Annotated in this window: 19 protein-coding genes and 1 pseudogene; 12 read left to right on the plus strand and 8 right to left on the minus strand. The window is 68.5% G+C overall.

Going from position 1 to position 22,403, the window contains the following annotated elements; all coding sequences use genetic code 11:
- Positions 1-11: 11 nt before the first annotated feature.
- Both AC1DF4_RS00245 and AC1DF4_RS00250 read right to left on the minus strand, forming a co-directional pair.
- On the minus strand, positions 12-2,399 hold the full coding sequence (locus AC1DF4_RS00245) for a DEAD/DEAH box helicase (RefSeq protein ID WP_476911019.1): 2,388 nt from the start codon (positions 2,397-2,399) through the stop codon (positions 12-14).
- A 59-nt stretch (positions 2,400-2,458) separates the two neighbouring features.
- Positions 2,459-3,151: a GNAT family N-acetyltransferase gene (locus AC1DF4_RS00250; RefSeq protein WP_476911020.1), complete on the minus strand. Its 693-nt coding sequence runs from the start codon at positions 3,149-3,151 to the stop codon at positions 2,459-2,461.
- Positions 3,152-3,345: 194 nt separating this feature from the next.
- On the opposite strand from AC1DF4_RS00250, the gene trhO reads away from it, so the two are divergent.
- A complete protein-coding gene (gene trhO / locus AC1DF4_RS00255; protein WP_476911021.1) occupies positions 3,346-4,239 on the plus strand; it encodes an oxygen-dependent tRNA uridine(34) hydroxylase TrhO in 894 nt (297 codons plus the stop codon).
- Positions 4,240-4,288: 49 nt separating this feature from the next.
- On the opposite strand, the gene AC1DF4_RS00260 is transcribed toward trhO, so the two are convergent.
- From AC1DF4_RS00260 to srmL, 4 genes are all read right to left on the minus strand, one after another.
- Complete coding sequence (locus AC1DF4_RS00260) at positions 4,289-4,822, minus strand: DUF6023 family protein (RefSeq protein ID WP_476911022.1); 534 nt, start codon at positions 4,820-4,822, stop codon at positions 4,289-4,291.
- A gap of 72 nt (positions 4,823-4,894) precedes the next feature.
- The gene (locus AC1DF4_RS00265; RefSeq protein ID WP_476911023.1) at positions 4,895-5,470 is read right to left on the minus strand and encodes a hypothetical protein; all 576 of its coding nucleotides are present in this window, start codon (positions 5,468-5,470) and stop codon (positions 4,895-4,897) included.
- A gap of 63 nt (positions 5,471-5,533) precedes the next feature.
- Positions 5,534-5,995, minus strand: coding sequence for a hypothetical protein (locus AC1DF4_RS00270; RefSeq protein WP_476911024.1), 462 nt, complete (start codon positions 5,993-5,995; stop codon positions 5,534-5,536).
- Between the two features lie 66 nt (positions 5,996-6,061).
- Entirely contained in the window at positions 6,062-7,219 is a 1,158-nt protein-coding gene (gene srmL / locus AC1DF4_RS00275; protein WP_476911025.1) for a PheS-related mystery ligase SrmL, read from the minus strand.
- Between the two features lie 301 nt (positions 7,220-7,520).
- On the opposite strand from srmL, the gene AC1DF4_RS00280 reads away from it, so the two are divergent.
- Together AC1DF4_RS00280 and AC1DF4_RS00285 are read left to right on the plus strand one after the other, a co-directional pair.
- Positions 7,521-8,291: a MerR family transcriptional regulator gene (locus AC1DF4_RS00280; RefSeq protein ID WP_476911026.1), complete on the plus strand. Its 771-nt coding sequence runs from the start codon at positions 7,521-7,523 to the stop codon at positions 8,289-8,291.
- 60 nt (positions 8,292-8,351) lie between these two features.
- On the plus strand, positions 8,352-9,998 hold the full coding sequence (locus AC1DF4_RS00285; protein WP_476911027.1) for a DUF7059 domain-containing protein: 1,647 nt from the start codon (positions 8,352-8,354) through the stop codon (positions 9,996-9,998).
- Positions 9,999-10,046: 48 nt separating this feature from the next.
- Here the strand turns inward: AC1DF4_RS00285 and AC1DF4_RS00290 are convergent.
- Positions 10,047-11,318 (minus strand): annotated as a pseudogene (locus AC1DF4_RS00290) (MFS transporter); the annotation flags it as partial.
- 78 nt (positions 11,319-11,396) lie between these two features.
- Here AC1DF4_RS00290 and AC1DF4_RS00295 point away from each other — a divergent pair.
- The 9 genes from AC1DF4_RS00295 (at position 11,397) to AC1DF4_RS00335 (ending at position 21,726) form a co-directional block, all read left to right on the plus strand.
- A complete protein-coding gene (locus tag AC1DF4_RS00295) occupies positions 11,397-12,065 on the plus strand; it encodes an ArsR/SmtB family transcription factor (RefSeq protein WP_476911028.1) in 669 nt (222 codons plus the stop codon).
- Positions 12,066-12,246: 181 nt separating this feature from the next.
- Positions 12,247-14,985, plus strand: coding sequence for a type I DNA topoisomerase (topA, locus tag AC1DF4_RS00300; RefSeq protein WP_476911029.1), 2,739 nt, complete (start codon positions 12,247-12,249; stop codon positions 14,983-14,985).
- Positions 14,986-15,102: 117 nt separating this feature from the next.
- Entirely contained in the window at positions 15,103-15,549 is a 447-nt protein-coding gene (locus AC1DF4_RS00305) for an SseB family protein (RefSeq protein WP_476911030.1), read from the plus strand.
- 59 nt (positions 15,550-15,608) lie between these two features.
- Positions 15,609-16,652, plus strand: a complete 1,044-nt coding sequence (locus AC1DF4_RS00310; protein ID WP_476911031.1) for a Ppx/GppA phosphatase family protein — start codon at positions 15,609-15,611, stop codon at positions 16,650-16,652.
- A gap of 114 nt (positions 16,653-16,766) precedes the next feature.
- Positions 16,767-17,108: a YciI family protein gene (locus AC1DF4_RS00315; RefSeq protein ID WP_476911032.1), complete on the plus strand. Its 342-nt coding sequence runs from the start codon at positions 16,767-16,769 to the stop codon at positions 17,106-17,108.
- A 25-nt stretch (positions 17,109-17,133) separates the two neighbouring features.
- On the plus strand, positions 17,134-18,426 hold the full coding sequence (locus AC1DF4_RS00320; RefSeq protein ID WP_476911033.1) for an RNA polymerase sigma factor: 1,293 nt from the start codon (positions 17,134-17,136) through the stop codon (positions 18,424-18,426).
- Between the two features lie 202 nt (positions 18,427-18,628).
- Positions 18,629-19,462: a pyrroline-5-carboxylate reductase gene (gene proC, locus AC1DF4_RS00325; RefSeq protein ID WP_476911034.1), complete on the plus strand. Its 834-nt coding sequence runs from the start codon at positions 18,629-18,631 to the stop codon at positions 19,460-19,462.
- A gap of 54 nt (positions 19,463-19,516) precedes the next feature.
- Positions 19,517-20,101 (plus strand): HhH-GPD-type base excision DNA repair protein, encoded by a 585-nt coding sequence (locus tag AC1DF4_RS00330; protein WP_476911035.1) that lies wholly within the window; start codon positions 19,517-19,519, stop codon positions 20,099-20,101.
- Between the two features lie 80 nt (positions 20,102-20,181).
- A complete protein-coding gene (locus tag AC1DF4_RS00335; protein WP_476911036.1) occupies positions 20,182-21,726 on the plus strand; it encodes an FAD-dependent oxidoreductase in 1,545 nt (514 codons plus the stop codon).
- A gap of 21 nt (positions 21,727-21,747) precedes the next feature.
- Here AC1DF4_RS00335 and AC1DF4_RS00340 read toward each other — a convergent pair whose 3' ends face one another.
- A complete protein-coding gene (locus AC1DF4_RS00340) occupies positions 21,748-22,386 on the minus strand; it encodes a potassium channel family protein (protein WP_175558467.1) in 639 nt (212 codons plus the stop codon).
- Between the last annotated feature and the right edge of the window lie 17 nt (positions 22,387-22,403).

Here is a 22,403-nt window from a genome sequence, read left to right on the forward strand (position 1 = left end):
CGTTGGCGCGGTTAGGCCTGCAGCGGTGTCCCGGCGTGGTCCGGCAACGCGGTCTGCATCTGGTCTGTCGCGTCCTTGAGCAGCACGTCGATAAGGGTTACGGCGGCGTCCTTGTCGAGGGGGTTGTTCTTGTTGCCGCACTTGGGCGACTGCACACAGGACGGGCAGCCGGACTCGCACTCGCAGGCCTCGATCGCGTCCCGGGTGGCGGCGAGCCAGACCCTGGCCTTTTCGTAGCCTCGCTCGGCGAAGCCTGCCCCGCCGGGGTGGCCGTCATAGACAAAGATGGTCGGCACCCCGGTGTCGGCGTGGATGGCCGTGGACACGCCGCCGATGTCCCAGCGGTCGCTGGAGGCAACCAGGGGCAGAAGGCCGATCGCCGCGTGTTCCGCAGCGTGCAGTGCGCCGGGGAATTGTGCCTCGATCAGCCCCGCACCGGTCAGCGATCGGTTGTCCACGACGAACCACACGGCCTTGGTGAACAGGTCCCGGGCACCAAGCTGAAGCGGTTCCTCCCCGAGGATCTCGTTCGAAATCAGGGCCTTGCGCTGGAAGGAAACCACCTGCGTTGTTACCTTCACATCACCGAAATGCACCGCCACATCGCCCCACTCGGTGGTGCGCAGCGTCTCGAGCACTTCGATCTGGGTCACGTCGCGGGCTGTGGTGTAGTAGTCCGGGTTCGCGCGGCGCACCACCACGCAGTGATCGTCCTCGTTCAGGTCTTCCACTACATAGCTCTCGCCCTGGTGGACGTAGATGGCGCCCGTGTGGGCCTGGTAGTGCGTCTGCGGGGAATCCATGGTCCCGAGCAGTGACCCGGTGTCGGCATCCACAATGCTCACCGGGCCGCCGCCGTCGGCCCTCAGGTTCACCATGGCCGCGGCGCTTTGCGGGTGGGTCCAGAACCATCCGGCAGGGCGCCGGCGCAGGTAGCCCTGGGCCACCAGCTGGTCCAGCAATTTCTCGGACGTGGCGCCGAACAGGTCCAGCTCGGCGTTTCCCAGCGGCAGTTCCGCGGCGGCGGCACACAAGTGCGGGCCCAGCACATAGGGATTGGAAGGATCGAAGACCGTGGCCTCCACCGAGACGTCGAAGATCGCCTCGGGGTGGTTCACCAGGTAGGTGTCCAGCGGGTCGTCGCTCGCTACGAACGCGGCGATGGCATCCTGCCCGGCCCGGCCGGCGCGGCCGATCTGCTGGAACAACGACGCGCGGGTCCCCGGCCACCCGGCCACCAGCACCGCGTCGAGGCCGGAAATATCGATGCCCAGTTCCAGGGCCGATGTGCTGGAGACGCCCAGCAATTCACCGGAGCGCAGCGACTTCTCCAGGGCCCGGCGTTCCTCGGGCAGGTAGCCGGAGCGGTAGGCCGCGACCCGCTGCGGCAGACTGGGGTCCACCTCGTCGAGGAGGCGTTTGGTGATGGTGGCAATGGTCTCGGCGCCGCGCCGGGATTTGATGAAGGCGATGGTCCGCACCCGCGAGGACACCAGATTGGCCAGCAGGTCCGCGGTTTCCGCGACAGCCGTGCGTCGCTCCTTGGCCCCATTCTCGCCGCGGAGCTCGGTCAGGGCAGGCTCCCAGAACGCGACCGTGGTGGCGCCGTGCGGCGAGGAGTCCTCGGACACGGCATTCACCGGAGCGCCGATGAGCCGGCCGAAGGAAGTCCCGGGCTCGGACGCCGTGGCGGAAGCTGCGATGAACACCGGCCCGGACCCGTCCGGGCTGTAGTAGGCGCAGATGCGCCGCAGCCGGCGCATCAGGTTGGCGACGTGGGATCCGAAGACGCCGCGGTAGCTGTGGGCCTCGTCCACGATCACGTAGCGCAGCCGGCGGAAGAACCGGGCCCACCAGGCGTGGTTGGGCAGGATCCCGAAGTGCAGCATGTCCGGGTTGGCCAGGATGAAGTTCGCGTGGTCCCGGATCCACCGGCGGGACGCCGGGTCGGTGTCGCCGTCGTAGGTCTCGGCCCGGACGGTGGGGAGCTGCAGCGCCCGGATGGCGGCCAGCTGGTCCGCCGCGAGGGCCTTGGTGGGGGACAGATAGAGGGTGACGGCTCCGTCGTCGTGGATCTTGCCCGGATCGGCGAGGACGCGCAGCTCCGAGCGGTGGACCGCGTCCAGCGCCGGCAGCTGGTAGGCCAGCGATTTCCCGGAGGCGGTGCCGGTGGCGATCACCACGTGCTCGCCGGCGTGGGCGAGTTCGGCGGCCTGGATCTGGTGGCGGTAGGGCTCGTGGATGCCGAGCGAACCGTAGGCGTTCACCAGATCGGGGTGCGCCCACTGTGGCCATGGCGCGTGCACGGCCTGGCGGGCGGGGATGGTGCGCACATGACGGAGCTGTTCCGGGTCCGGGCCGCGGCCCAGCAAAGGAATCAGGGACTCATGTGGGTTCACTCGTACATTCTTTCACCCGGCCTCAAATCGTCCGGGGAATGGACCCGCCAGCCCAGGCCTCAGCCCACGGACAGGTCGGTGCCCTCATCCGAGGCGGAGAGCATCAGCACATGGCAGACCGTGGTCCAGCCGAGGTGCGAATACAGTTTTTGCCCGTCGAGTGACGCGAGCAGCAGCCCGGATTCGATGTCGTGCTCGAAAGCCTGGGCGGCGAGGGCCCGCATGATGAATCTTCCCAGGCCACGGCGCTTGTATCCGGGCTCCGTGACGATCTTGTCGAAGATCGCGGTGTGGCCCACCACGAACACACGCCCGCTCGCCGCCACCTCGTCTCCGGCGTAGACCACGGCATGGTGGACACCGTCCGTTCGGGACGGCACCCACCGGAGGTCATCATCCGGAAGCCAGGGATCCTCGGCGTCCTGGGTCTCCATGTCCACGATCATCATGGTCTGCGAGGCTGACGTGACATTCAGCCCGTGCTGCTGGGCTAGGAAGGTATACCGAGCCACGTCATTCGTGAGGATCGTGAGGATGCGGGCCGGTATTTCAGCGGTGGTGCCGGCCAGCGCGATGAACTCCGCCTCGGAGGGATCGTGGGCGAAATATTCCCATTCATGAGTGGTGTCCGCCCTGAAGGCCGCAGGGAACCGACCCTCCCGGCGTGTCTCATATCCCCGGCAGCCAGCCCAACCGGAGACCCAGACTTCCAGCAGATGGGTAGTGTCTTCAACCATGGCCTCAAGACTCATGTGATGAGCGTATTCCAGCCCCGCCACAAGCAACAGGGGCCGGGTCCGGGAACAGGCCCTGCTTACGCAATTGTGACCGGACCGCCCCGCAGGAACGGGCGAGGCCGGGTCCGGATCACGGCACCGGCCCGAGAACGAACGGTCCGGGTCCGGGCCCGGCCGCCCTGCTTTGGTCCACCCAGTACCCTTAAAACGTGGCTCTGAACAGAATTGTGCTTTTTTACGGCTTTACCCCTCTCGCGGATCCGGATGCCATCCGGCTCTGGCAGCGCGCCCTCTGCGAGAAACTCGGCCTGACCGGCCGCATCATCATCTCCAAGGACGGCATCAACGCGACTGTCGGCGGCGAACTGAACGCGGTCAAGCAATACGTGAAGACGACGCGGGAGTACAAGGGCTTCCACGGCATCGACGTGAAATGGTCCGACGGCGGGGCCGCGGACTTTCCCCGGCTGAGCGTCAAGGTCCGCGACGAGATTGTGTCCTTCGGGGCCCCGGGAGAGCTCAACGTCGATGCCAACGGCGTCGTCGGCGGCGGGAAGCACCTCCAGCCCGCAGAACTGCACCAGCTCGTGGAAGCGCGGAAGGAGTCCGGCGAGGAGGTCGTCTTCTTTGACGGCCGCAACGGCTTCGAAGCCCAGATCGGCAAATTCAAGGACGCGATCGTCCCGGACGTGGCCACCACCCACGACTTCATCAGGGAACTCGACTCGGGCAAGTACGACGCGCTCAAGGACAAGCCGGTGGTCACCTACTGCACCGGCGGCATCCGCTGCGAGGTGCTGTCCAGCCTCATGGTGAACCGCGGTTTCAAGGAGGTCTACCAGCTCGACGGCGGGATCGTCCGCTACGGCGAAACCTTCAAGGACCAGGGCCTCTGGGAGGGGTCCCTCTACGTGTTCGACAAGCGCATGCACCTGGAATTCAGCGAGGACGCTAAGACCATCGGCGAATGCGTTCGCTGTTCGGCGCCCACCAGCAAGTTTGAGAACTGCTCCAACGCGTCCTGCCGCACGCTCACGCTGTACTGCCCGGACTGCGCCGCCAGCCCGGAGACGCTCCGCTGCCCGGACGGCTGCGCGGTCTGAAACCCTGTGCCCTGGCCGCTGCCGGGGCTGAGGGCCGGGCCGTGAAACTTCAGATCCGGCTCACGCGGTACGCGAAGTTGGCGCCCGCCTTGGCTTCCACTTTGATGGTGAGCGTGACGTCTGCGGGCAGATAGACCACGTTGACGCGTGACGTCCCGCACCGCAGGTTCAGATCCACCAGTTCGACGTCGTCAAGGCTGACGCTGAACGAGACCCGGCGCGGACTCCGGCAGGCCAAGGTCAGGGCGTAGCTGCCCTCGGGCAGGTTCGCCGTGGTCTCTTCCCGCTCTTCCTCGGCCTCCAGGATGCCGAAGTTGGTGTGCAAAACCTGCCCCTCGGATTGTGGAAGTACCTGCGCCACCCACGCGTCCAACTCTGCACCGGAGACGGGCTGGTTCACGGCGGGATCCCGCGGCAGCGCCGGATCGGTGAAAGCCGGGGCGGAGGCGGGCGCCGTCCCGCTGGCTGACCCGTCGTCATATTCGTAGGCGCAGCCGGCCAGCGCCAGCATCAGCACAAGGAGAATCCCCACGGCGGATGCCGTGCGGGTCCGGGGCACGCCCGACACCGGAACTGTGGGCATAGCCTGACGGTAACCCTCCACAGGGCCGGGCGCCAGAGTCCAACGGCCCAGCCGGCAGTTCGGGTCCGGCGCCTACTGCCCGGGGCCGCTGAAGCCGATCCGGATCCCCGCGACGGCCCCGGTTCCGGGCACTGGGGCGCCTCTGCCATAGTGCACGAGGTGTGCCGAGACGGACCCGGGTACCAGGTCCACCAGCGCTTCCGCCGCGCTGCCGCAGTCGAGGTTGAGCTCCAGGAGGGTGCCGCCCTCCCGGGCCCCCTGGATGACGGACAAATGCGCATCCGGGACCCCCACGCAGGCCGCCGTGACCTTGTACTGTCCGGCCTGTCGAACGGGGCCAGACGTCGAGAACCCCGCGCTGCTGGTGCCGCCGATCCCGCCCGATCCGCCGAACAGGTAGTCCTCCGACGAGCCGTCGAGGACGGCTCCGAGTTCCAACAGGTTGCGGGATTCGGCGGCAACGACTGCCGGATCCCGGGTCGGCAGCGGCGCCCTGGCCGGATATGACCGGTTGGGAGCGCTGGAAGCGGCCACCGGCGGTTCGCCGTCGTCCGCGTATTCACACCCGGCCAGCCCCGCGGCGACGGCGGCCACCGCCAGCAACCCGGCGGCGCGGCGCGTCAGGTGCATACCCCCAGTAGCAGACATGCACCGAGCCTAACGGCCGGGGCCGGGGGCGCAAGTCACGGCGTCCTGCCCTTGGCCCGGCTGCTATTCCGCGGGCACCAACTGGTAGGCGTAGATGAGGGGGGCATCAACACTCGAGGTGCTGATCCGGAGCGTCCCGGCCGCGGGAACCTTGATGCGTGCCGTCTCGCGGCTTCCGTTGCAGGCCGCTCCGGCCTCGCTCAGCCGGGTGCCGTCGAGGGAGACATCGAAGAAAGCCTTGCCGCCGCCGTCGCAGGTTATGGTCAGGACGTAGGTGCCAGGCCCGATCCCGGTTGCCGTCTTGACGATCGGGTCCCGGTTGAGGATCTTTCCCGCCTCTTCGAGCACTATGCCGTCGGCCGGCGGAAGCGCCGTCGCCTTCCACGCCGGCACATCGGCTGACTCGATCGAAACGGCAGGAGAGCACGCGGCGGCGGCCAGGACGACGGCGGCGCCCGCCGCGGCGCCAAGTGCGCGCTGCCGGACGGCCCGGGCGCGGAGGTGGCTGGTGAGACGGAAGAGCATTCCTCAAACTTACCGCTGTTGCCGGCGCCCCCGGACCGCGCCCACCGCGGACCGCGTCCCCGCGCCCTACCCGCTGATCAGCTCCATCACGCGGCCCCGGTGCAGGGCAAGGCATACGCGGTCCCGGATGAGGTTGGCCTCCTCATCGGTCAGCGTCCGGTCGAGCGGCTGCAGCACCATCCGCAGCAGCACGTTCACCTGCTCCGGAGCGAGCCGGAGCCGCTCGACGGCGGCGGGCGGTAGCTCCGACGCCGCGGTGACGGCCCGGATCTCCAGTGCAGCCAGCACCTCGGCCTCCGCCCCGAGGGCCGTCCGCGCACGGTCTCCCAGCAGCTCGACGTCGGCCTCCGCCGCGGAGCCGAGCACCAGGGACAGGTCACGCCTGACTTCCGGCATGACCGAGACCGGCCGGTAGGGGCTCAGATCCAGCAGCTGGGCCTGGACGTCGGGGTTTTCCGAGCGAAGCAGCCGGATGTCCCGGATGCCCTTGCGCAGCATCAAGGCACGGTCCAGCCCCAGTCCCATGGCGAGGCCGGCCCAGCGGCGCGGATCCAGCCCGGAGCCGCGGAGAACCTGCGCGGCGACGAGGCCGCATTCGGCCAGTTCCAGCCATTCCCGCGTGCCGTCCGGCTGGGTGACGAGCACGTCCAGCTGCCTGCCCGTGTCCGTGTAGCTGTGGGTTGCGGGGGTTGCGCGCCACTCCACGTCCGGATGCAGGGAGGCAGGAAGGACCGCCTCCACGACGGCTGCCATCATCTCGTGCAGCGCGGCCGTGCCCAGCAGGCCGCGCGCCTTGACTCTCCACAAATCCACCTGGTGCGGGGCGCCGACATGGGTGCGGTCGATCGAGTCCCGCCGGTACACCAGGCCGGGCATTGCGTGCAGCCGGTCGTAGCGGCCCATGTCCTGGCGCAGCGCGTCCAGCAGCGCAGGAACGCCCGCCGAGGTGTGGCTCCGCAGCATCACCGTGGGACTGACATGGCGTGAGTAGCGCGAATCGCGGGTGACGTCGTCGGGGGAGTAGCCCAGGCGGTCGTAGTTATCGGCGGTCGAGACAAGGGGACTGATCCGGTGGGTTTCCGCCCCGATGCCCCAGAGGCGTTCCAGCGCCATTGTGACGTCTGCCAGCAGCAGTGACATCGCGTGGGGGCCCTGGGCGGGATTGGACAAATCGCGGAGCGCCAGCGCGGATTGCAGCTCGGCGGGGGTCAGGTAGTTCTTCATGAGGGGTCCTTGGTCTTGTGTGCGGGAAGGGGGAAGCTTCACCCTCAGCCGCTGCACCGGACGGACCCCGGCGGCTGCAGTTATGTGCGCGACAAGAAGCCCGTGCGGCCGGAAAGCGGCCGAGGGCTGATAAATCGCTGCTGCGTATGCATACCGCCCATGCTACTGCAGGCCGTAGGCGTCCGGACCGACCGCCCTGCACGGGCCCTGACCACGGGCCTTGACCTTGACGTAGCGTCAAGATCTAGCATCGGATGACCGGCCCGGAAGCGGCCGGCACGGAGCGGAAGGAGGGTGCCAAGTGGAGTGGTCCGTGCAACAGATCGCCCGAAACGCCGGCACCACGAGCCGGACACTGCGCCACTATGACGACGTCGGGCTGCTCAAACCGAGCCGGACCGGGGCCAACGGCTACCGGTTCTACGACCAGGCTTCGCTCGTGCGGCTGCAGCGCATCCTGCTCCTGCGGGACCTCGGGCTCGGGCTGCCGGCCATCGCGGAGGTCCTCGACCACGAGCCCGACGCCGAACAGGCACTGGGCCGCCACCTGGACTGGCTGCGGCAGGAACAAGACCGGCTGGCGCGGCAAATTGCGTCGGTCCGGCAGACGATTGAAGCACTGAAAGTTGGAGGAGAGATCATGGCGGAGGAAATGTTCGACGGCTTCGACCACACCCAGTACAAGGACGAGGTGGAACAACGTTGGGGCAAGGAAGCGTACGCGGACAGCGACGCCTGGTGGCGCGGGATGGACCCGGCCGGGAAGGAAGCCTGGAAACTGCGTTCCCGCCAGCTGGGCAGTGACTGGACTGCGGCCGCCGAGGCGGGAATCGCGGCGGACAGTGCCGAGGCCCAGGAGCTGGCCCGGCGGCACGTTGACTGGCTGACCGGAATTCCGGGCACGCCGGCCTCGTCTTCCGCGACGGGGAGCGGTGGCGACGTGAAGGGCTACGTCACGGGGCTCGGCGAGATGTACGTTGCCGATCCGCGGTTCGCCGCGAACTACGGTGGCGACGCCGGGGCAGCCTTTGTCCGCGACGCCCTGGGGATCTACGCCGCGAAGCATCTCTAGGGCCGGAGCTTGAGCCCCCGGCCGCAGGGGGCCGAGCTGCGCCGGGACTAAACTTGTCCGGTGACTCCCTCAACGCATTTCACGGCCGGCAACACTCCCGACGCGCCCCGCAGCGACCTCCCCGGCCTGTTGGGTTCCCTGGCCACGGACCTGCACGGCATCGGCTATACCGTTGACGGCGTCGCCGGACTCCTCGGCCCGGCAGCGCACAGCGCCCTGAGCCGCGACCAGCTCGTCCCCGCGCTGATCGTCACCGAGGCGGCCGCTCGGGCGGAGACGACGGCGGCGCTCGCCGCCGTCGTCCGTCTCTGGCTGCTGGCCGAACCGCAGCCGGCTGCAACGCTCGATGCCGCACTGCCCGGCGTCCGCACGGAGGGCCTGCTGGAACTGGGTCTTGTGGAGCCGTCGGCGGAGGGCCGGATGCAGGCCAAGGTGGATCTTCGCCCGTACGGCTGGGACGGCACCCAGGGGGACGGCACCCACGGGGAGAACGCCGTCGGCAGCGGCGGGGCCGAGCTCTGGGTGGCCAGTGACCTGGCTGCCCACCAGCGCCCGGGCGTGCTGCGCCACGACCACGTGCTCGGGATCGGGCAGGCCTCCACCACCCTGGTGCAGGTCACCGCCCGCCGACACGTGGCCCGTGCCCTGGACCTTGGCACCGGCTGCGGCATCCAAACGTTCCACCTGCTGCACCACGCCGAGCACGTCACCGCCACCGATATCTCGGACCGCGCCCTCGCGTTCACGCGCTTCAACCTGTTGCTCAACGCCGGCCAGCTGCTCCTGGACCCCGCCGATCTGGAAGCCCGGGTCAGCCTGCGGCAGGGCTCCCTGCTCGATCCTGTGGCGGGCGAGGAGTTCGAGCTGGTGGTCTCCAACCCGCCCTTCGTGATCACGCCGCGCAGCGTGGGCGAGGCCGCCGCGGACCAGTTCACCTACCGCGACGGCGGCCTGCCGGGCGATGACATCGTCGCCTCGCTGGTCCGGGCCCTTCCCTCGGTCCTCACCCCCGGCGGAACAGCCCAGCTTTTGGGCAACTGGGAGATCCCGGCGGGCGCTGCCTGGGCGGAACGGCCGCAAAGCTGGGCCAGTCCGGACGCGGATGTCTGGTTGATCCAGCGCGAGCAGGTCAGCCCGGAGCAGTACGCCGAGACGTGGCTGCAGGACGCCTCGGAGGCGCGCGACCGGCGGCTCTACCAGGACTCGTACGCCGCGTACCTGGACGATTTCGCCTCCCGCAGTGTCGAGGCCATCGGCTTCGGGATGATCTGGCTGCGGCGGCCCGCCGCCGGCGCCCCGGTGCTGACGCGCTTCGAGGAAATCACCTATCCGATCGAGCAGCCCGTCGGCCCGCACCTCGGCGCCGCCGTGGAGCGCGCCGACTGGCTGGCCGCCCACGATCTGGCGGCCGCGCACCTGCTCGTGGCCGGGGACGTGACCGAGGAGCGGCACCAGCGCCCCGGAGCAGAGCACCCCGGCGTCATCCTGCTGCGCCAGGGTGCCGGCCTGCGCCGCACCAACCTGCTGAGCACCGAACTGGCGGGCTTCGTCTCAGCGTGCGACGGCGACCTGTCCGCCGGGCAGATCATCGGCGCCCTCGAGGCGCTGCTGGGCGGGGGAGAGGGCTGGGACGGGGAGGCCTTCCGTGCCGGCCTGCTCGCCGAGGTGGCCAATCTGGTCCGCGACGGCTTCCTGCTGCCCGCCTGACCCGGCCAACCGTACCGGGGCGCCGGGCGCGGCGTCGTCGGCGGCGGGGACAGCTGCTCCGTCGCTGCCGTAGCGCGGCAGGACATAGACGGTCACGGCGAGGGCCACCAGGACCCCGCCCACCCCGGTGACCAGGAAGCTCACCCGAATGGGGAGCAGCGCGCCAAGCAGCCCGCCCAGCGCGAGCGCCCCGATGGAGACGGCCCGGGTCATGCCGCCGATGATCGCCATGGCCTGGCCGCGTCCGCTTTCCGGGATCCGGAGGATGGCAATCGCCCCGAAGCACGCGTTCAGCACCCCGCAGGCGGCCCCCATGGCCGTGTAGGCCACGAACAGCAGCTCGACGCTCGGCACCAGGGCCATGATTCCCAGGAAGGCCGAGGTCAGGGCCATCGAGGCCAGCAGTGCGCGCAGGCGGGCCGGCGGGGTCTTGATCCGGCTGGCAAGTGCCGCGCCCGAAGCCATCCCGAGGCCGAATGACGCGGCCAGCAGCCCGTACTGCGTCTCGGAGGCGCCGAGCTCGTCGCGGGCAAGGAACACCTCAAGGACGTTGGTCGCCTCGCCGACGGTGATGAAGAACAGCGCGCCGAGGACCAGGGCCCAGACCAGGCCGTCGCGGCGGATCAGGCGCAGTCCATCCAGCAGTGCGGGCTTGTCCCTGCCGACCCGTTCGGCGGCGGTGCCGCGGCGGGTCCGGATCAGCAGGGCGCCCAGGGCCATCGCCAGGTAGCAGGCGCTGGCAGCGGCAAACACGAGGCCGGATCCGCCCCAGCCGCTGAAGAGCCCGCCCGCGGCCGGCCCCACCATGCCCGCGATCATGATGGTTGCCTGCATGGTGCCCAGCGCGCGCGGGGTGCGCTCCTCGCCCACGATCCGGGGCAGCAGGGCCTGCCAGGTCGGCCCGGCCACCGCCTGGGCGGTGTCGAGGAGGAACGTCATGGCGAACAGCACCGGAAGGTAGTTGTCCAGATACTGCATCCCCAGCCCCATGCCGGCGACCGCCGCGGCACTGACCACGGAGGACGCCGTCGCGAGCGTCCTGGAATCCCGGGTGTCGGCCAGCCGGCCGGCCCAGGGTGCCAGCAGCACCAGCGGGAGCGCGGAACAGAGCAGATAGGCCGCGACGAGCCAGGGCCCGGCCACGGCGGTCTGGCCGGCGGCGGCGATGTTCTGCAGGTGCAGCATAACGCTGACGATGACGGCGCCCATGCCGGCCGTGGCAATGAAGCGGGCACTGCTGGCAAGAACGAAATCGCCGTTGCGCCAGAGGGGTTGCGAGGCCACGGAATCGCCGGGCAGGTTATGAAGTGTATGTTTCATAATCGCAAGGTACTCCCCGCCGGAACTTAGTGTCAAGCACTTCTTTCATAGTTTGGCGGCGCTCGGTAGACTGGTGGTGTGAATGCAGAAACCCCAATGGCGGAGGCTCCGCTCCCTCCGGCCACGAAGCGCCGGCAGCGCCCGGAAAAGAAAGTGGAGATCACCGACCCGAAAGCGATCCGGGCGCTGGCCCATGCTGCCCGGCTGGAAGTCATCTCCGAACTGTATTCAACCCAGGTGAGCCGGACGGCCACCGAACTCGCCGCGCAGACCGGCCTCACGCCGAGCGCCATGAGTTATCACCTCCGCGCGCTGCAGAAGTGGGGCATCGTGGTGCCGGCCGCCACGGCCGGTGATGCCCGGGAACGCCGCTGGAAAGCCGCGGGCACCGACTTCACGATTAAGTCGGGCGGAGGCGTTGCGAGCCCCGAGTTCGCCGTGCTGGACCTTGAATTGGACGCCTACCGCCGGCGCGTCAACGCCTATGCCAAGACCCGGGACGAGCGGCGCCAGCGCGGCGAAGCCGGGGACGGCCCCTCCTCCGTGGTGCTTGCCAGCAGTTTGCTCTACCTGACTCCGGCGCAGCGGGCCGAGCTGAACAGCCGGCTCTTCGACCTGCTGCGGGACTACGAGCTGGAGGACCCGGACCACGTCCCCGAAGGTGCAGAGCGGATGGCGACCATGTGGTCGATGATCCCGGATGACCGCGGGAAGGCCCTGGCCAGCCCGTCGGGCACCCCCGCCTGAGGCCATCCCGGCTGCGGTGGCCGCGCCCGGCAGCAGGGGCCGAGGCGCAGGGCACATTACGTCCGGAAGCTGTGTCCGGAGGCCCGCGATTACGGGCTGGATGCGCGGGAATCTGCAAAATATGGTGAACTAGGCGGGTATGGGCGCATCTGCCCGAGAAACCTTTTTCTGTAGGAGCACCGTGCCAAGCAAGGCCAAAACCGGTAAGAAACTCGTGATTGTGGAGTCTCCCGCCAAGAGCAAGACCATCGCCAAGTACCTCGGCGAGGGCTTCATTGTTGAGGCCTCCATTGGTCACATCCGCGACCTTCCGCAGCCTTCGGAACTGCCGGCGGATCTGAAGAAGACCTCGGTGGGCAAGTTCGCCGTCGACATTGATAACGACTTCAAGCCGTACTACGTGGTGTCCCCGGACAAGAAGAAAAAGGTCGCCGAACTCAAGGCCCAGCTCAAAGACGCCGACGCTGTCTATCTCGCAACCGATGGGGACCGCGAGGGCGAGGCCATCGCGTGGCACCTGCTGGAAGTGCTCAAGCCCAAGGTGCCGGTCTACCGGATGACCTTCGGTGAAATCACCAAGGAAGCCATCCACCGCGCCATGGACAACTTGCGCGACGTCGACCAGGACCTGGTGGACGCGCAGGAAACCCGCCGCGTGCTGGACCGCCTCTACGGCTACGAGATTTCCCCGGTGCTGTGGCGCAAGGTTGCCCGCGGACTCTCGGCCGGGCGCGTGCAGTCCGTTGTGACCCGCATGGTGGTGGACCGCGAACGTGAGCGGATGGCCTTCAAAGCGGCCTCCTACTGGGACCTGACCGGCCAGTTCGGCGCCGGGTCCGGCTCCTTCAAAGCGAAGCTGGCCATGGTCGACGGCGCCAAGGTCGCCAGCGGCCGCGACTTCAACGACAACGGTGAGCTGACCTCCCGCAACGCCGTGCACCTCAACGAGGAACTCGCCACCTCGCTTGCCGCCGGCCTGCAGAACGCCGATTTCCGCGTCCGCTCCGTCGACACGAAGCCGTACACCCGCCGCCCCGCCGCGCCGTTCACCACGTCGACGCTGCAGCAGGAGGCCGGCCGCAAGCTGCGCTTCTCCTCCAAGAGCACCATGCAGGTGGCCCAGCGGCTGTACGAAAACGGCTACATCACCTATATGCGTACGGACTCCTCCGCGCTGAGCAACGAGGCCATTACGGCGGCGCGGCGCCAGGCCTCCGAGCTTTACGGCCCGGAATACGTCCCCGCGTCCCCGCGCGTCTACAGCGGCAAGGCTGCCAACGCGCAGGAGGCCCACGAGGCCATCCGTCCCGCCGGTGACTCCTTCCGCACGCCGGCCCAGGTGGCCAAACAGCTCTCCGGCGACGAGTTCCGCCTTTACGAGCTGATCTGGAAGCGCACCGTCGCCTCGCAGATGGCCGATGCCAAGGGCTCCACCGCCACCATCCGCCTCGGCGCTGTCACTGTTGGTGCCCCGGGCGAGAGCCGCGACGCCGAATTCTCGGCTTCCGGCACCGTCATCACGTTCCCCGGCTTCCTCGCCGCCTACGAAGAAGGCAAGGACGAAAGCCGCGGCGACGACGACTCCGAGGAAGCACGCCGGCTGCCCAACGTGGCCAAGGACGACGCGCTCACCGCCTCGGAGATTGTCGCCGTCGGACACGAGACCTCCCCGCCGCCGCGCTTCACGGAAGCGTCTCTGACCGCCGAGCTGGAAAAGAAGGGCATCGGACGCCCGTCCACCTACGCCTCCACCATCTCCACCATCCAGGACCGGGGCTACGTCCGGAAGCAGGGTTCGGCGCTGGTCCCAAGCTGGATCGCGTTCTCCGTGATCCGGCTGCTGGAACAGCACTTCCACGACTACGTGGACTACGAGTTCACGGCCGACATGGAAGCGGACCTGGACAAGATCGCCAACGGCCAGGCGGCCGGGCCCGCCTGGCTCAAGCACTTCTATTTCGGCGAGGATTCCGAGCCGGGCCTGCTGAGCATCGTCAACAACCTCGGCGAGATCGACGCCCGCGAAATCAACTCCATTCCGATCACCGACGGCATCACGCTGCGGGTCGGGAAGTTCGGCCCGTACCTGGAGAGCTCCATCCCGACCGTCGATCCGAAGACCGGCGAAGTCGTGGAGGCCGCCCGCGCCAACGTCCCCGAGGATCTGGCCCCGGACGAGCTCACCGCGGCCAAAGCGATCGAGCTGATGGAAACCGCCGCGCCCGAAGAGCGCGTGCTCGGCGCGGACCCGCACACCGGACACACCGTCGTCGCCAAGAACGGCCGCTACGGCGCCTACGTCACCGAGATCATCCCGGAGATGACCGAGGAGCAGCTCGCCAGCCAGCCGGTGGAGTACTACAAGAACGGCAAGCCCAAGCCCCCGAAGAAGCCCGTGAAGGCCAAGCCCCGCACCGGGTCCCTGTTCGCATCGATGGGCGTGGACACCATCACCCTGGACGAGGCCCTGCAGCTCATGAGTCTGCCCCGGGTGCTCGGCCAGGACGCCGAGGGCACTCCGATCACGGTGCAGAACGGCCGCTTTGGCCCGTACCTGAAGAAGGGCACGGACTCGCGGTCCATCGGCTCGGAAGAGGAAATCTTCACGATCACGCTCGAGCAGGCGCTGGAGATCTACTCCCAGCCGAAGCAGCGCGGCGCCCGCGCCGCCGTCCCGCCGCTGGCGGAGTTCGGCCCGGATCCGGTCTCGGAGAAGAACATCGTGGTGAAGGAAGGCCGGTTCGGCCCGTACATCACCGACGGCGTCACTAACATCACCGTGCCGCGCTCCACCGCGCTGGAGGAGCTGACCCGGGAACAGGCCGTCGAACTCCTCGCCGAGAAGCGCGCCAAGGGTCCGGTCAAGCGCACGACGACGGCGCGCAAGGCCCCGGCCCGCAAGGCTGCCGCGAAGAAGTAGGACTGCCACACCGAAGTCGCCGGAAACGCGCGGATTCGCCGGAAGCTCCCGGCGGCTTCGCGGGTTTCCGGCGATTTCGCGTTTGCGGACCCGGGCGCAACGTGATCGAGTAGAGGCATGACTGAACAGCCCGCCCACTTGGACCTCCAGCCGCTGAACGACCTCGAAGAGAAGCTTGCCGTGGGGGAGCAGCCGGACGCCAACCCCGTTGACGTCATCCTCGCGTTCCTCAACAACGAGGTCTACATCGTCAGCTCCGATGCACTCGAGGGTGCCGATGCCCAGGTCGAGCCGCTGGTGCTGGCCAACTCCTCCGGGAATCCTGTCCTGGCCGTGTTCTCCCACCCGAGCCGCGTCGCCGAGCAGTACCTGGAAGCCGCACCCAACGTGCTCGGCACCGAGGGCGCCGCGATCCTCGGCAACCTCGGCGACGATCTCGGCATGGTCATCAACCCCGGTGCCGCCTTCGGCTTCGAGATCGATCCGGAAGGCGTGGCAAACATCCGCCGCGACTTCAAGCCCGCCGAGGAGCCGGACGATGCCTCCCAGGACGGCCAGGCCTAACCGGGTCGTCCGGACGCGGACCGTTAGGCGGGCCGCGTCCCCGGGGGAATAATGGCACTATGCGTCTTGGCGTCCTTGATATCGGATCAAACACTGTCCACCTGCTGCTCGTGGACGCCCATCCCGGCGCGCGCCCTGTGCCGTTTGCCTCGCACAAACGCCCGCTGTCCCTCGTGCAGTTCCTCGAGAGCGACGGCAGCATTAACGACGACGGCCAGCACGAGCTGATCGAGTTCGTCCTCGAAGCGTGGGAATTCGCGGCCAAGCACAAAGCCGAGGACCTGCTGGCGTTTTGTACGTCAGCGATCCGCGAGGCCACCAACGGTCCTGCCGTGCTGGCCCGGGTCAAGCATGAGACCACTGTGACGCTCCAGGAACTGACCGGCAGCGAAGAGGCCTCCATGACGTTCTTCGCCGTCCGCCGCTGGTACGGGTGGGGCGCCGGTCCCATTCTGAACCTGGACATCGGCGGCGGCTCCTTCGAAATGGCCTACGGGGAGGACGAACTCCCCGAACTGGCGACGTCCGTACCGCTCGGGGCGAGCCGGCTCACCCGGGACTGGCTTCAGGAGGACCCGCCGTCGGCCAAGAGCGTCAAGGAACTCCGCCGCTACATCCGGACCACGCTCAAGCCGGTCGTGCGTGACTTTGAAAAGCTGGGCAAGGCGAACCACGTGGCAGGCACCTCCAAGACCTTCCGCTCGCTGGCCCGCATCGCAGGGGCCGCGCCCAGCGGCGCCGGCCCCTACGTCAAAAGGGAACTGTTCTCCACGGATCTGGGTCTCTGGGCGCAGCGCATCTCGGCCATGGAGGTGGAGGACCGGCTCAACCTGCCGGGGGTCTCCGAAGCCCGCGCCCCCCAACTGCTGGCCGGCGCTCTCGTGGCCGAGGCTGCCCTCGAGATGTTCGAGTTCCCCAGCATGGAGATCTGCCCCTGGGCGCTCCGCGAAGGACTGATCCTCCGCCGGCTGGACCAGCTGGTCTTCGAGGGGCCGCTGGGGCCCGCGCCCCACGTGACCGGGACCGGCCACCCCCCTGTGCTGCAGTCGCCCGACGGAGACGAGGCGGAAGCAACGCAGGGCGCACCGGCCGACGCCCGGTAAGGGGCCACGGCTGCCGGGTTGCCCCGGGTGGCGTGTCGATCCGGACGCCCGCCGTTCGTCTAGAAGGTGAGAGGCCGGTACGGAGCCGGCCCAATCGTCAAGGAGGACACCACCATGGCACAGTACCTGCTCAGTGTTTACCAGCCCGTCGGTCCCGCACCGGCCCCGGAAATCCTGGAGCCCATCATGCGGGACCTCGAGGCCCTGAACCGCGAAATGAAGGCCGCCGGCGCCTGGGTATTCGCGGCCGGCCTGCATCCCGCAGGGTCCTCCACTGTCGTGCGGCAGCAGGGCACCGAGGTGCTCATCACCGACGGTCCCTTCGCCGAAGTGAAGGAACACCTCGGAGGATTCACCGTCATCGAAGCATCCGACCTCGACGCCGCCCTCGGCTGGGCCGGCAAGCTTGCCCGCGCCACCACCCTCCCCATCGAAGTGCGACCCGTCCAGCACTAGGCACCCGGGAACGGTTCGCGCAACCATGCCAGGCGTACCGACGCCGGAACCCGGCGGGACACCGGAGGAGGACATCGCCCGTGTCTTCCGGCAGGAATACGGGCGTGCGGTGGCAGTCCTGACCCGCGTCCTCGGGGACATCGATGCCGCCGAGGACGCCATCCAGGATGCCTTCATGATCGCCGTCCGGCACTGGCCGTCATCAGGCATCCCGCCAAGCCCGACAGGCTGGATCATCACGACGGCCCGGAACCGGGCCGTGGACCGGCTGCGCCGGGAAGCCGGACGCGGGGACAAACAGCGCATGGCCGCGCAGCTGCAGGTGGCCCGCTCGCCGGCAGTGCCGACACCCGAGGAAATCGTGATCACTGAACTCACAAGGGAGGGCACGGTGGACGACGACAGGCTGCGGCTGATATTCACCTGCTGCCACCCGGCCCTGGCCACAAACGTCCAGGTGGCACTGACGCTTCGGCTGCTGGGCGGACTCACGACGGCGGAAATCGCCCATGCCTTCCTGGTGCCGGAATCCACCATGGCCCAGCGCCTTGTCCGGGCCAAAGCCAAGATCCGGGATGCCAGGATCCCGTACCGGGTGCCGCGCGGGGCGGAACTTCCGGGACGGCTGCAACCGGTGCTGGCCGTGGTGTACCTCATCTTCAACGAGGGCTACAGTTCCAGCTCCGGCGGCCCGCCGATCCGCGAGGACCTCTGCCGGGAAGCGGTCCGGCTGGGCCGCCTGCTCGTCGCGCTGATGGCGGACGAACCCGAAGCCAAGGGACTGCTGGCCCTGATGCTGCTGACCGAATCACGACGCGCCGCGCGGGAGGCCGGCGGCGGCCTGGTGCTCCTAGCCGACCAGGACCGGCGGCTGTGGGACCGGACCCTGATCGCCGAAGGCCAGGAGCTGGTGCGCCAATGCCTGCGGCGGAACCAGCCAGGACCGTACCAGCTCCAGGCCGCGATCAACGCCGTCCACAGCGACGCGAACGACGCCGCAGCAACAGACTGGCGGCAGATCCTCCGGCTCTATGACCAGCTCACCGACGCCGCGCCCGGACCCGTCGTGGCCCTCAACCGGGCGGTGGCGCTTGCCGAGGTCGAGGGTCCCGAACCTGCCCTGCTCCTGGTCGACGCGCTCGGGCTCGACAGCTACAGCCTGTTCCATGCCGTGCGTGCGGATTTGCTGGTCCGGCTGGGCCGCCGGGCCGAGGCCGCCGCAGCGTACCGCGCCGCGCTGGAGCTGGTCCGAAATGCTGCCGACCGGAATTTCCTGGATGCCCGCCTGCGGACCGCCGGGCCGGGACCGGCCGTTTAACGACGAAGGCACCGGCCGTCCGCTGCGGGAAAATGGGGGGAAACCCGCTGCAGACCACCGGTGCCGGGCAGACATCCGCATGCCTGCCGCATCACTCGCACCCTCAATGAGGTAACTACTACGCTAGCCGTGGAGTTTGTGAAGACCCTGACCTGAGGATGTGAGCTGGCTGTGAATCGGGGCGGACTGCAATGATGGGGGGATGAGCAACCGAATCGCATTCCTGGGCTGTGGATCAATGAACGAGGCCATTATGGGCGGCCTGATCGCGGGCGGTACTGACCCGGCGGACATCGTCGCCACGGTCCGCCGCGCGGAACGCGCCGACGAACTCGCCAAACGGCATCACGGCATCACGGCGATCGCCGGCGAGGAAGAGCCGGAGAACAACAAACAGGCCGCCACCGGCGCCGGCGTCGTGATCCTGGGCGTCAAGCCCGTGGGCATCGCGGATCTGGCCCGTGAGATCAGCGATTCGCTGGCACCGGACGCGATCGTCATCAGCGTCGCCGCCGCTGTGTCGCTGGAGCAGCTGGAAGCCGCGCTGCCGGCCGGCCAGCCGGTGATCCGGACGATGCCGAACACCCCCGCGAAGCTGGGCCGCGGCGTCGTGTCCGTGTCCCCGGGGACGCACTGCTCCGCCGCGCAGCTCCAGCTGGCCAAAGACGTCCTCGCTGCCGCGGGCACCGTCGTCGAAATCCCCGAGCACCAGGTCGATGCGCTGTCCGCAATCAGCGGCTCTGGCCCGGCGTACGCGTTTTACCTGGCCGAAGCCATGGCGGACGCCGGCGTCGAACTGGGACTCGACCGTGACCTGTCGCTGCTGATTGCGCGTGAAACCGTCGCCGGGGCGGGCTTCATGCTGGCTGAGCCTGGCGCTGATCCGACGGCGTTGCGCAAGGCCGTCACCAGCCCCAACGGCACCACTGAACGCGCCATCGCCACCTTTGATGAGCGCGGGCTCCCCGCGATCATTGCCGGCGGCGCCAGCGCCGCCGCAGCGAGGGCCGCGGAGATCACCAAGCAGCTCGGCTAGCCCAACCCGGGTGAAGCCATGACGCAGACCGGACCGGATGGCAGGATAGGACCCATGGAACTGCACATCACAGGGGATCCCGCGGCGGACAAACTACTCGGCGACGACGCGTTCGCCCTGCTCACCGGCATGCTGCTTGACCAGCAGGTGACCATGGAGTCGGCCTTTGCCGGTCCCGAAAAGATCCGGACGCGCATCGGTTCCATGGACCCCGCCGCGATCGCCGGCTACGATCCGCAGGCATTCGTCGAGATGTTCAAAGAACGCCCGGCCGTCCACCGGTTCCCAGGATCAATGGCAGGCCGCGTCCAGACCCTCGCCGAGACGGTGCACAGCGACTGGAACGGCGACGCTGCTGCCATCTGGACGCAGGGTGATCCCGACGGGCAGGAGGTGCTGCGCCGGCTCAAGGCGCTGCCGGGTTTCGGCGAACAAAAGGCGAAGATCTTCCTGGCGCTGCTGGGAAAGCAGTGTGGACTCCAAGCCGAAGGCTGGCGCGAGGCTGCCGGCCACTACGGGCAGGAGAACGCCTTCCTGTCCGTCGCCGACATTGTGGATCCGGAGTCGCTGAGCAAGGTGCGCGCCAGCAAGCAGGCCGCCAAGGCCGCCGCGAAGGCGGCGAAGACCGCCGGTCCCTGATCCTGCGGTAGCTAAAGGCAGCGACGCCGGGAAGAACGCGCCCGACGGCGGAGGAAACCTAGTGCGTGGAGGTCGGGACCGTGAAGGAACAGCCGCCAGGACGACTCCTTTCCCTCTGGACTGCCACCGGAGGAGCCGCCACCTACCCGTCCCTGGACGTGGACGCTGCCGCGTCCCTGGACGTGGATGTTGCCGTGATCGGCGGCGGCATCGCAGGCCTGACTGCCGCCCTGGCCCTGAAGAGGGCGGGCCGGACGGTGGCCGTGCTGGAGGCGGCGCGGGTGGGCACCGGCGTCACCGGAAACACGACGGGCAAGGTCACCTCACTGCACCGGCTTGCCTACTCCGAACTTGCGGCCCGCCACGGCGTTGGCACCGCCGCCACCTACGGGCAGGCCAACGAGGCAGCAATTGAGCACATTGCGGACGTCGTGGCGGCGGAAGGAATCGACTGCGGCTTCCGGCGGGTGATTAACTACACCTACGCCGAATCCGAGCCTGCGCTTGCACTGGTCCGGGAGGAAGCGGCGCTTGCCGGACGGCTCGGGCTGCCGGCCTCCTTCACCAATGACGTGCCGCTGCCCTTCGCGGTCAGGGGCGCCGTCCGTTTCGACGGCCAGGCCCAGATCCACGCGCTCAGGTACGTGCAGGGCCTGGCCCGGGCCGTGGACGGGGATGGCAGCTTCGTCTTTGAGGAGTCGCCTGCCACGGGTTTCCGGGACGGCTCTCCGGCCGTGGTGGACACGGAGCGGGGATCAGTCCGGGCGAGGGACATCATTGTGGCAACGAACCTGCCTTTCGGGGACAACGGACAATTCGCCGGGCGATGCTATGCGCACCGCTCGTATATCGTCGCCGGACGCAGCGCAGTTCCCCCGCTGGATGCAACCTTTGTCAGCGTCGATGAGCCGATGCGCTCTATCCTGACCGTCGACGTCGAGGGCACCAGCTACGTGTTGGCCGGCGGTGAAGGGCACCCGGCTACCGAAAGCGTTGACTCCGCTGAGCGGTACGGTCGGCTCGCGGCTTTTGCCCGCGACCGCCTGGGCGCCGGGGAGATCGCCTTCCGCTGGTCCACCCAGGACGCCATGCCGGCCGATGGGCTGCCCTACGTGGGCCTCATGGCTCCGGAGTCCCGGCATGTCCACGTGATCACCGGCCTCCGCAAATGGGGCCTCACCAATGGCACGGCCGCTGCCTTGATCCTCCGGGACACGCTCTGCGGCACCGCTAACCCGTGGGCCGCAGTTTTCGACAGCACCAGGAGCGGTGGAGCAATGCGCGCGGCGCCGTCGCACCCGGCAGAGGGGGTGCCCCCGGCCGGCGCTGCCCCGGCGGAAGTAGCCCCGGCGGAAGTAGCCCTGGGAGAGGGGAAAGTGGTGGACGTCAAGGGGGCCAAGACTGCCGTCTACGTCAATCCCGCGGGGGACGTCCAGGCTGTATCGGCCATCTGCACGCACCTCGGCTGCACCGTCGAGTTCAATCCGGCGGACGTGACGTGGGACTGTCCCTGCCACGGCTCCCGTTTTAGCACTGACGGCACGGTTATCCAGGGGCCGGCCACGAGGAATCTGGCCACCGGCCCGGACCCGGACGGCGCCGCCCCCACCCGCGGAGGCGACTAGGCCCGGCCGCCGCCACCGGCGCTATGGCCGGGCGGCGAACCTCTCCAGCAGGTCCACGTGCCCGGAAACGATGAGCATGTCCCGTGAGGACACCTTCGTCTCCGGCCGGGCGTAGGTGAAGTCCTCGCCCGGGGACTTGACGCCCACGATCGTGACGCCGTACTTGGACCGGACCTTGGACTCGTCCAGCGTGAAGCCCACGGTTTCACGGGGCGGATACATCTTCACGATCGCGAAGTCGTCGTCGAACTCGATGAAGTCCAGCATCCGGCCGGAGACCAGGTGCGCGGCGCGGACGCCGGCGTCGGCCTCCGGATAGATCACATGGTTGGCGCCGATCCGGGTCAGGATCTTTCCGTGGGAGGGCGTGATCGCCTTGACCCAGAGGTGCTCGATGCCGAGGTCCACGAGGTTCACCGTGATCAGCACCGAGGATTCGATCGAGGTGCCCACGCCCACGACGGCGGAACTGAACTCCTGGGCGCCGAGCTGGCGGAGGGCATCGATGTTGGTGGCGTCGGCCTCGACCACGTGGGTCAGGACGCTGGACCACTTCTGGACCAGGCTCCGGTCGCGTTCGATGGCCAGCACCTCGCGGCCCTGCTTGACGAGCTGTTCAGCCGTGGATGCGCCGAAGCGGCCCAGCCCGATCACCAGCACGGGGGCGTTGTGGGCGG

Source organism: Arthrobacter sp. 05N429, assembly GCF_056397045.1.

Bases quoted from the DNA above. Each gene is read 5' to 3' on its own strand.
- AC1DF4_RS00265 (WP_476911023.1), bottom strand. From the start codon at position 5,470: ATGTCTGCTACTGGGGGTATGCACCTGACGCGCCGCGCCGCCGGGTTG.
- AC1DF4_RS00310 (WP_476911031.1), top strand. From the start codon at position 15,609: ATGCGTCTTGGCGTCCTTGATATCGGATCAAACACTGTCCACCTGCTG.
- AC1DF4_RS00305 (WP_476911030.1), top strand. From the start codon at position 15,103: ATGACTGAACAGCCCGCCCACTTGGACCTCCAGCCGCTGAACGACCTC.
- AC1DF4_RS00315 (WP_476911032.1), top strand. From the start codon at position 16,767: ATGGCACAGTACCTGCTCAGTGTTTACCAGCCCGTCGGTCCCGCACCG.
- srmL (WP_476911025.1), bottom strand. From the start codon at position 7,219: ATGAAGAACTACCTGACCCCCGCCGAGCTGCAATCCGCGCTGGCGCTC.
- AC1DF4_RS00270 (WP_476911024.1), bottom strand. From the start codon at position 5,995: ATGCTCTTCCGTCTCACCAGCCACCTCCGCGCCCGGGCCGTCCGGCAG.
- AC1DF4_RS00250 (WP_476911020.1), bottom strand. From the start codon at position 3,151: ATGAGTCTTGAGGCCATGGTTGAAGACACTACCCATCTGCTGGAAGTC.
- AC1DF4_RS00320 (WP_476911033.1), top strand. From the start codon at position 17,134: ATGCCAGGCGTACCGACGCCGGAACCCGGCGGGACACCGGAGGAGGAC.
- proC (WP_476911034.1), top strand. From the start codon at position 18,629: ATGAGCAACCGAATCGCATTCCTGGGCTGTGGATCAATGAACGAGGCC.
- AC1DF4_RS00260 (WP_476911022.1), bottom strand. From the start codon at position 4,822: ATGCCCACAGTTCCGGTGTCGGGCGTGCCCCGGACCCGCACGGCATCC.
- AC1DF4_RS00330 (WP_476911035.1), top strand. From the start codon at position 19,517: ATGGAACTGCACATCACAGGGGATCCCGCGGCGGACAAACTACTCGGC.